This is a genomic window from Teichococcus deserti (assembly GCF_001982615.1).
GTDB lineage: Bacteria > Pseudomonadota > Alphaproteobacteria > Acetobacterales > Acetobacteraceae > Pseudoroseomonas > Pseudoroseomonas deserti.
The window spans coordinates 1-1,796 of the sequence record NZ_MLCO01000567.1 but is presented as its reverse complement, the minus strand read 5'-3'; the positions used below and the strand labels follow the sequence as shown (position 1 = coordinate 1,796).

At 71.2% G+C, this 1,796-nt stretch carries 1 protein-coding gene and 1 pseudogene; both read left to right on the top strand.

Features of this window, described 5'->3' with window-relative positions:
* A pseudogene (gene hemC / locus BKE38_RS30100) lies at positions 1-761 on the top strand (hydroxymethylbilane synthase); the annotation flags it as partial.
* On the top strand, positions 758-1,789 hold the full coding sequence (gene hemH / locus BKE38_RS30095) for a ferrochelatase (protein ID WP_076960714.1): 1,032 nt from the start codon (positions 758-760) through the stop codon (positions 1,787-1,789). The pseudogene hemC and the gene hemH, both read left to right, overlap by 4 nt.
* Positions 1,790-1,796: the final 7 nt, after the last annotated feature.

The window sequence follows — 1,796 nt, the reverse complement described above, 5'->3', positions numbered from 1 at the left end:
GACTTTTCGCCAAGGAGATCCATGAGGCGCTGCTCGACGGCCGTGTGGACTTTGCCGTCCACAGCCTGAAGGACCTGGAGACCGAGCTGCCCTCGGGCCTGGTCATCGCCGCCCATCTGCCGCGGTAGGATCCCCGGGACGCCCTGATCCTGGCTCCCGGCACCCCGCCGGAAGAACACGCCCTGCCCTTCCCCACCCTGCCGGTCGGCGCGCGGGTCGGCACCGCCTCGGCCCGGCGGATGGCGCAGCTGCGCCATGCCCGGCCCGACCTGCGCTTCGGCCTGCTGCGGGGGAATGTGCAGACCCGGCTGGCCCGCCTGGAATCGGGCGACTTCACCGCCACCCTGCTGGCCATGGCCGGGCTGAACCGGCTGGGGCTCGCCCGGCACGGCATCGTCCCGCTCGACGCCGACAGCTTCGTCCCCGCCGCCGGCCAGGGCATCATCGCCGTCACCGCCCGGTCAGCGGACACCGCCACCCGCGCGGCGCTCGCTGGCATTGACGACCGCCCTGCCCGCCTGGCCGCCACCGCCGAGCGCGCCCTGCTGGCCGCCCTCGACGGCTCCTGCCGCACGCCGATCGGGGCGCAGGCGCGGCTGCTGGCGGATGGCCGGCTCGCGGTCACTGGACTGGTGGCCCGTGCCGATGGCAGTTTCCTGGCGCGTCGCTCCCTCGCCGGCGCCCCTGCCGATGCCGCCCGGCTGGGCCTGACCCTCGGCGACCTGCTGCGCGCCGACAGCCCCGCGGATCTTTTTGCATGAGTTTCGTCAATCCGCCGACCGACGGCACCCTGCCCGCCGCCTTCGGCACCCGCACCGGGGTCCTGCTGGTCAATCTCGGCACCCCGGATTCCACCGGCTACTGGGACATGCGGCGCTACCTGTCGGAATTCCTGTCCGACCGCCGGGTGATCGAGCTCTGCCCCTTCCTGTGGCAGGGGCTGCTGCAGGGCATCATCCTGAGCAAGCGGCCGCAGAAGAGCGGCGCGCTCTACCGCCGCATCTGGAACACCGAGCGGAATGAATCCCCGCTGCGCACCTATACCCGCGCCCAGGCGGAGAAGCTGCGCGAGGCCCTGGGCGCCGGCGCCCCGGTGATCGACTGGGCCATGCGCTACGGCAAGCCCTCGATCGAGGAGCGGATGCTGGCCCTGCAGGAGGCCGGCTGCGACCGCGTTCTTCTGCTGCCGCTCTACCCGCAATACAGCGCCCCCACCACCGCCACGGTCAACGACGCCGCCTTCCGGGCATTGCTGAAAATGCGGCGGCAGCCGGTGCTGCGGATTGCGCCCCCCTTCCCCGACCATCCGCGCTATATTGCGGGCCTGGCCCAGTCGGTGCGCGACGCCCTCGCCCCGCTGGCAGAGCCGCCGCAGAAGATCGTCGTCTCCTTCCACGGCCTGCCGCTGCGCTATGTGAAGAATGGCGACCCCTATGTCGCCGAATGCGAGCGCACGATAACCGCACTGCGGGCTGCTCTCGGCTATGACGCCGACAGCATGCCGATGACCTTCCAGTCCCGCTTCGGCCGCGAGCCCTGGCTGGAGCCCTATACGGACGAGTTCGTCTCGGCCCTGCCGGCCCAGGGCGTCACCCGCATCGCGGTGATCACCCCGGGCTTCATGGCCGACTGCATCGAGACGCTGGACGAGATCGGCAACGAGCTGCGCGAGGAATTCGAGCATGCCGGGGGGCAGGAGATGACCGTCATCCCCTGCCTGAACGACACCTCCGCCGCCATCGAACTGCTGCAGGACATCGTGGCGACGGAGCTCTCGGGCTGGCGCTAGCGCCAGC

Excerpts from the sequence above, each read along its gene's own strand:
- hemH (WP_076960714.1), top strand. The coding sequence starts at position 758 with ATGAGTTTCGTCAATCCGCCGACCGACGGCACCCTGCCCGCCGCCTTC.